The sequence below is a fragment of the Holosporales bacterium genome (assembly GCA_031263535.1).
GTDB lineage: Bacteria > Pseudomonadota > Alphaproteobacteria > UBA3830 > JAIRWN01 > JAIRWN01.
This window is the reverse complement of the sequence record JAISFO010000024.1, coordinates 61,340-68,368: the sequence shown is the minus strand read 5'-3', so window position 1 is coordinate 68,368 and position 7,029 is coordinate 61,340. Positions and strand designations below refer to the sequence as shown.

Here is a 7,029-nt window from a genome sequence, read left to right as displayed (position 1 = left end):
TTGGTAATATGCCTCTATATGGCCGGCAGACAGGACATAAGTGCCTATCAAGATCCTGCGCCGCACCTCGGCGCCAAAACCTTCTCGACGAGTGTTTTGGTACATTTCATCGATACTTTCGGCCGGCGCGCGAAAGCCAAAACGCACTCCATCATACCTTGACAGGTTCGTTGATGCTTCGGCCGGGGCAATAATGTAATACGCCTTTAGTGAATGCTTGATATATGGCATGTGTATGTCAAATACTTCGGCCCCAGCCGACTTAAGCCAGGCGGCAGCATTGCTGATCATCGCTTTAATGCTGTCGTCACACTGATTTATCCAGTCATCACGAGGTATGCCGATTTTAAGGCCTTTGATCGACTGGCCAACGGACTTTTCAAAATCAGGAACATCCAGATTGACCGAAGTGGAATCTCTTTGGTCATACCCTGACATAGCTTGAAGCATTATGGCACTGTCTTTGACAGACCTAGCAAGCACTCCAGCTTGATCCAATGATGAGGCAAACGCCGCCATACCCCAACGAGAACACCTTCCGTAGGTGGGCTTTATGCCTATGATGCCAGTATATGCGGCGGGCTGCCTTACCGAGCCGCCAGTGTCCGACCCAGTCGCCCCCAGGCATAGGCGTCCTGCAACCGCAGCCGCAGATCCGCCAGAAGATCCGCCAGGGACCAAGTCTTGCGCGAGGTTATCTTTGGCCTTCCAGGGGTTTATAACATTGCCGAAGTAACTGTTTATGTTGGCCGAGCCCATAGCAAACTCATCCATATTGGTTTTACCCAACATAACGGTGCCGCTGTCTTTCAGTCGCTGCGTGACGCCAGATTCATAGGGGGGGATGAAATTCTCAAGCATACGTGAGCCTGCCGTAGTTCGAACGCCTTTTGTACAAAAAAGGTCCTTATGTGCAATCGGCAGGCCTTCCAGCGCTCTGGCTTCTCCTCGGGCCAACCTTGCATCGGACTGCTTTGCTTGGGCCAAAGCCAGATCGCCAGTCACCGTTATAAAGGCATTCCAGCGGGATTTCGCTTCGATCCGCTTTAAAAAAGCGGCGGTTAGCTCAGTGGCCGAAATCTTTTTGGCCTTTAGAAGATCACGTGCTTCGGATAATGTAAGCTCTGTAAGATTATCCATGCTTATTCCACTATTTTAGGCACGGAAAACATGCTGGAAGATTGCTCTGGCGCATTATCCACAATATCGGCCGCGCAACTGTTATCATTAACGGTGTCTTCGCGCTCATAAGCCTGGTCAACCGTTACAGTGGACAAAGGCTCAATCCCACCGCAGTCTATTTCGTTAAGTTGCTCAACAAACTCAAGGATATGCTCCAATTCGGATGCCACTTTTGGGATCTCGTTGGGTAGTATTTTGATCTTAGCCAGCTCGGAGATCTTTAAAGCGTCCTGGTCGGAGATTTTCATTTTGGCTTTCTGGTACTGCTGATACTCCGCAACATTATATTTATTTCCTTAAGATTTCCAGATATTAATCCCTGCGTAAGCTGTAATCGTGGCGGTTATGTTTATATTATCTTTTGATTGCTGTCTGGACAGAATTTCTGTTGCCGTGTCCGACGAGAATAGGCGTGTGCTGGCCTTACAAGAGCATGAGAATCACTTTGACGCCGCATCGATTTTGGCCTTTATGATTGCCAATGCCCTTAAGGACGCGGGCGTAACGATGAAAGACGTTGCCACCTGCATAACGACGATTGGGCCAGGGTCTTTCACAGGCATTCGTGCGGGTATAAGCACAGCGTATGGCATTGCCGCAGCCTGCCCCAGCATACGGCTTTGCGGCATAACGTCCTTTGAGGCGGTTTATGCATCTTATAAACATACAAGCGAGCCGGATAATGCGATTATTGCTCTAGACACAAAAAGGAACGATTACTACTTTCAAGACGCTCAAAAATCTCTGTCGCCTCAGGTTGGCACAGCCGAGCAAATCGTTGATATCGCCAAAGCCAAAAATATTAAACTAGTTATAACCAATAAAGCCGACGGTTTTTGTGAGACAGGTCCTGTCAGCATTGTTGAGCAAAAGATTACTGCCGAAGTCTTGCATAATGCAGTTAATATAACGGACGAGCGCCCACTGTCACCTTTGTACCTCAAGGAAGCTGCGGTTAAGGTAAAATGCTAATAAGCGTAAAATTAACCCCAAAAGCATCAACTAATGCCGTTATCGGCTTTAAGGACCAAGTGCTTCAGGTTAAGGTGACGGCTGCACCTGAAAACAATAAGGCCAATGAAGCGCTGATTAAAATTGTCAGCGACTTTCTGAAAGTGCCAAAATCAAAAATACAGGTAATCTCAGGGCTGAAATCCAGGCATAAAACGCTGTTAGTGGAGGCTGATGATATCGAATCTGTAGAAACTGCCCTTAACAGCAAAATTTGAAGATTTAGGGCTAGTCGTCGCCCTGAGTGTATTCTATGGATATTACCTCAAAGCTCTTTTCGCCGCCAGGTGTTTGAACCTCAATAACATCCCCTATCTTTTTGGAAATCAGCATCCTAGCAATTGGGGAAGTAATCGATATATACCCTTTGGACGCGTTGGCTTCGTCTGTGCCAACAATCGTGTATTGCGCCTTGCTGCCGGCATTGTTCAGGTCGCTGAGGCTTACAGTTGCGCCAAATTTCACATCATCGCCAGGCAGGTTCGACGAATCTATCACCTCTGCACGCGACAGCTTATCTTCAATTTCGGCTATGCGTCTTTCTATAAAGCCTTGTTTCTCACGCGCGTAGTGGTACTCGGCATTCTCAGACAAATCGCCAAGCTCTCTGGCGGCCGAAATCTCCTTAATAATGGCCGGACGGTCCACAGCCTTAAGCTGTTTAAGTTCATCTTGCAACGATTTAAACCCTTTAGGGGTCATATGAATTTTGGATGCATCCATAACTATGAGCTTATGTATTTTTGGGTACAATCTCAAGAACGGGATTGTACGGTCGATTTTTTTTATTGCAAGAGCTAAAATCACCCTAGGCTAAACGCGCATGGGGATATTATTTGACAAGATTTGTCGGGGTTTTTTGCGGAGCAAGCAGTATTGACGCTCAGCCGCTTAGGCAAGAAGCCTTCAGTCTAGGGGCAAAGCTTGCATCCTTAGGCTGTAAGATTTTTTATGGCGGCGGAACTAAGGGGTTGTCCGAAGCGCTGCTGGAAAGGGTAATTTCGCATGACCACAACAGTATCACCGCAGTAGTCCAGAAGCATGAGCTTGATCTGGTCAAATCAACCGGCATAACTTGTCATGAAGTGGCAAGTGTGTCGGAAAGGAAGGATTTTATATTAAGCAAATCTGAAAAGGTTTTTATACTGCCTGGGGGTTTGGGAACTCTTGATGAGCTGGCTTATTGCGTTTTGCGCAAACAATCTGGCGAGTATGCTGGCGATATAATCCTTGTGGATTCCACTGGCTATTGGGCATTTTTAGACGACGTATTTGAAAAAATGGCCTCCTATGGCTTTATAAAGCAATCCGACAGAGGACTTTACAAACGAATAAGCGGCTTGGATGACATAAACGAAGGCATGTTTTGATGCTCGGTAATGTTTATGTACGGTCGATTGTATTTGGTCTTATAGCAGCCTTAGGCTTTGCTCCCTGTAACGCATTTGTATGCACAATGGCATCGCTGGCATGGCTTTACAGCCGTGTAAAAACTGCAAGCAATCCCAAATCCGTATTTTGTATAACTTTTTGCTGGTTATTCGCTTTGTATTTAGGGACGATGTATTGGATTGTCGTGCCGATGACGATAAACGACGGCGAGTTTATCTGGCTAATCCCGTTCGCAATAACCTTTGTCCCAGCGTTTCTGGCGGCATTTCAAAGTTGCTTTATATGTTTGTCTTCAGCTTTTGGCCGAAGTAAACATTTTTACTTCCTAGCCTTTACCGCATTTTGGTGCCTGGGCGAAGTAGCTGTTGTAAACCTGCCGATATTAGGGTTTCCTTGGAACCTTATGGGCTATGTGTGGAGCTTTTCTGTCTATACCATACAGTCCGCATCGCTGTTTGGAATTTATGGATTAAGCGCGCTGTTTATCGTTTCATCGGCTGTTTTGGGCGAGGCCATTTGCACACCTAAGCGCAGAGTACTGCTGGCCGGCCTAGCTGCCTTAATTGTGAGCTTTAATTTTCTGCTTGGCGTTATAAGGCTTTATACGGCTGGCAACACTGAATTCACTGACGTAAAAATAGCCATTGTACAAAGCAACATTCCTCAAGAGCTTAAGTGGCGCAATGACCAACTGTACGCCAACTTAAAGCTTTATGTTGATGCGACAATGGCGCTTCCAGATGATATCGACATTGTTATATGGCCTGAATCAGCAGTACCGTTCCCGTTCTGCCCAGACGGGGCTGTTGGAAGGTACGTTGCCGCCTTAAATGGTAATAAGAGGCTAATCGTAACAGGAGGGGTAAGATACTCGCCGGAATATGATGGCAGCTGTAAGCTTTACAACAGCATGTTCACCATCGCCCCTGACGGCTGTATAGAGTCTTGCTATGACAAACAAATACTGTTGCCATTCGGCGAGTATATTCCATTTAGAAAGATAATACCGATTAAGAAGATAACTGACGGCACGCAGGATTATTCTCCTGGTAACAGACGCAGGTCCACTTTACGGGCCAGAGGCGTTGTTTTTATCCCTAAGGTCTGCTCTGAGATTGTATTTCCGATTAAAACAGATAAAGCAGGCGGCGCGTCGGCCATACTCAACATTGCGAACGACGGCTGGTTTGGCAAATCAAGTGAGCCTTATCAGCATCTGGCAATTGCAAGAATACGCTGCGTTGAGCTTGGACTGCCATTGATTAGGGTATCCAATGCCGGTATATCTGCGGTTTTCGATTCATACGGCCGCGAGGTAGAAAAAGTCAGCCTGGGCCAATCGGCAACCAGAATTTTCCTAATGCCAAAATCATTAAATGAGAAAACATCATCAACCACCATTAACTAAGGATTGGGTTGTCTTTCACTTGATGGGAAATTGACCTTACCAGCTTTGCCAAAGAGCAAGCCTCCTTCAGGCTGCATGTTTTAAATTCTGGAATTCCGCTTTGCTTGATGCCTAAAATGTCACCGCCATGGCGAATATGAAGGTCTTCTTCTGCGACTATAAAACCATCGTTATTTTCTTGGATAACTTTAAGACGCCGATGGGCAATATCGCTCAGCGGCGGCTGATAAAGCAGGACGCAATGCGACTGCTTATTGCCGCGACCAACTCTACCGCGTAGTTGATGCAGTTGCGCCAAGCCAAACCTCTCAGCATGTTCAATCACCATCAGTGATGCGCTCGGCACATCTATGCCAACCTCTATCACGGTTGTTGAGACTAAAAGACAAATGCTGCCGTTCTTAAAGCTGAGCATCGTTTGATCTTTGCCTTTTTGCTTTCCGTGAATAAGTCCCACATTAAAGCCAGGCAGTTGAGTTTGCAGGTATTCAAACCTGCTTTTGGCGGCAGCCAGGTCAAGCTTTTCAGATTCTTCAACCAACGGGCACACCCAGTAAACCTGATCGCCTGAAGCCAACAGCTCACGGATACGGTCAATCAAAGGCGGCAATTTGTCTAAAGGCAGGACAGAAGTTTTGATGTTTAGGCGATCTTTGGGCTTATCGTGAATCTCGCTTATATCTACGCTTCCGTCGTATACCATAAGCAAAGTACGCGGAATGGGCGTAGCGGACAAGTATATGACATTGGCTTGCTCATTTTTCTTTTGTAAGCTTTCCCGTTGGTCAACGCCAAACCTGTGCTGTTCATCAATGACGACTAGGCCCAGCTTCTTAAAAATAACCTTTTCCTCCAGCATAGCATGGGTGCCCACCACAATATTAGTAATGCCGTCTTTAATCTTAGCGTAAACCGCCCCACTGTTGTTGGATGCGGTCAGAAGCGCTATCGTAAGCCCTCCAAACCCACACAGGTTGACGATTGTCTCAAAGTGTTGCTTAGCAAGAACCTCAGTTGGCGCAAGCAAAGCGCATTGATGTCCGGCTTCAACGGCGCTTAGCATGGCCAAAAAGGCCACAAGAGTTTTTCCGCACCCCACATCCCCTTGGACCAGGCGTAAAGCCGAACAGGGGGCGGACAGGTCCTGGTCTATGTCCCTAAGCGCCTCCGTCTGTCCTTGTGTTAATACAAGATCCGGCCTAGCTTGGAAAAAATCTCGGCGCAATATCACTGAAGGCGGTATCACGGCCCCAGATGCGCTTTGACGCTGAAGGCGATTTTGCTCAACTTTTTTGTCCCTGGTAACCAATTCATCCAGCGCTAAACGCAACCGAACTTTAGATACAGATATATCAAGGTCTTGCTCGGACTTAGGCGTATGAGCTGCCAAAAGACTTTCGTACCAGCCGCTCAGCCCATATTCTTTCAAAATTTTTCTATCGAACCAGTCTTCTAAATCCCATATGCAGCCAAGCTGCCTAAGCAGTTGCGCAATACAGCGTTGTATGGTGCCGTTGCTAAGTCCTGCGGTTAGAGGATACAAAACATCAACTCCGCATAGCTTATCCAACAGATGGGCGGGGGCAGACTTATCAGGATGTACAATCTGTACTTTACCTTTATATTTCTCTACACGGCCGCTTATGGCCCGCATTTGATTTAAAGGAAACTGGCTTTCTATGTACTGCATACGGACATTGAAGAAAACCAGCGTAAGAAGGTTCCCGTCCTTATCAGAGCAACATATCCTGAACGGCTGAGCTCCCCTTCTTCCCCAGCGCGGCTGAGCGTACTCATCGATATGCAGACAGATCGTATTGCAGTCACCTACCTTCAGTTCAGACACACGCTCCGCCTTATGGCGATACAGTATTCCAGAAGGTAAATGGAAAAGCAGATCTAAGGCCGTCTCTATGCCCAGCTTTTTAAGCAAATTTGCCGCCCTTGCTTCGAAGGTGCTAATTGGACTGTTAAGAAGCGTTTTTATTTGTTTAAGGTTGCTCAATCCGGGCTGCACGCTGCTGTAAACACGTATT

8 protein-coding genes are annotated in these 7,029 nt (G+C 46.9%); 4 read left to right on the top strand and 4 right to left on the bottom strand.

From position 1 onward, the window contains the following. Together LBL30_02915 and gatC are read right to left on the bottom strand one after the other, a co-directional pair. Positions 1–1,140 (bottom strand): aspartyl/glutamyl-tRNA amidotransferase subunit A (locus LBL30_02915; protein ID MDR1032048.1); only part of this gene is annotated, 1,140 nt, incomplete at its 3' end. A gap of 2 nt (positions 1,141–1,142) precedes the next feature. Next, positions 1,143–1,430: an Asp-tRNA(Asn)/Glu-tRNA(Gln) amidotransferase subunit GatC gene (gene gatC / locus LBL30_02910; protein MDR1032047.1), complete on the bottom strand. Its 288-nt coding sequence runs from the start codon at positions 1,428–1,430 to the stop codon at positions 1,143–1,145. A 97-nt stretch (positions 1,431–1,527) separates the two neighbouring features. On the opposite strand from gatC, the gene tsaB reads away from it, so the two are divergent. Both tsaB and LBL30_02900 read left to right on the top strand, forming a co-directional pair. Next, on the top strand, positions 1,528–2,154 hold the full coding sequence (gene tsaB / locus LBL30_02905) for a tRNA (adenosine(37)-N6)-threonylcarbamoyltransferase complex dimerization subunit type 1 TsaB (protein MDR1032046.1): 627 nt from the start codon (positions 1,528–1,530) through the stop codon (positions 2,152–2,154). After that, entirely contained in the window at positions 2,148–2,411 is a 264-nt protein-coding gene (locus LBL30_02900) for a DUF167 domain-containing protein (protein ID MDR1032045.1), read from the top strand. Before tsaB ends, LBL30_02900 begins: the two co-directional genes overlap by 7 nt. A gap of 10 nt (positions 2,412–2,421) precedes the next feature. Here the strand turns inward: LBL30_02900 and greA are convergent, their stop codons facing one another. Further along, positions 2,422–2,916 carry a transcription elongation factor GreA gene (greA, locus tag LBL30_02895; protein ID MDR1032044.1) on the bottom strand — a complete coding sequence of 165 codons (495 nt, stop codon included), beginning with the start codon at positions 2,914–2,916 and terminating at the stop codon, positions 2,422–2,424. A 113-nt stretch (positions 2,917–3,029) separates the two neighbouring features. Between greA and LBL30_02890 the strand changes: the two genes are divergently transcribed. Together LBL30_02890 and lnt are read left to right on the top strand one after the other, a co-directional pair. Continuing rightward, complete coding sequence (locus LBL30_02890) at positions 3,030–3,563, top strand: LOG family protein (GenBank protein MDR1032043.1); 534 nt, start codon at positions 3,030–3,032, stop codon at positions 3,561–3,563. Continuing rightward, positions 3,563–4,993 carry an apolipoprotein N-acyltransferase gene (gene lnt, locus LBL30_02885; protein MDR1032042.1) on the top strand — a complete coding sequence of 477 codons (1,431 nt, stop codon included), beginning with the start codon at positions 3,563–3,565 and terminating at the stop codon, positions 4,991–4,993. The genes LBL30_02890 and lnt overlap by 1 nt, the downstream gene beginning before the upstream one ends. On the opposite strand, the gene LBL30_02880 is transcribed toward lnt, so the two are convergent. Next, entirely contained in the window at positions 4,986–6,998 is a 2,013-nt protein-coding gene (locus LBL30_02880; protein MDR1032041.1) for an ATP-dependent DNA helicase RecG, read from the bottom strand. The genes lnt and LBL30_02880 overlap by 8 nt on opposite strands. Between the last annotated feature and the right edge of the window lie 31 nt (positions 6,999–7,029).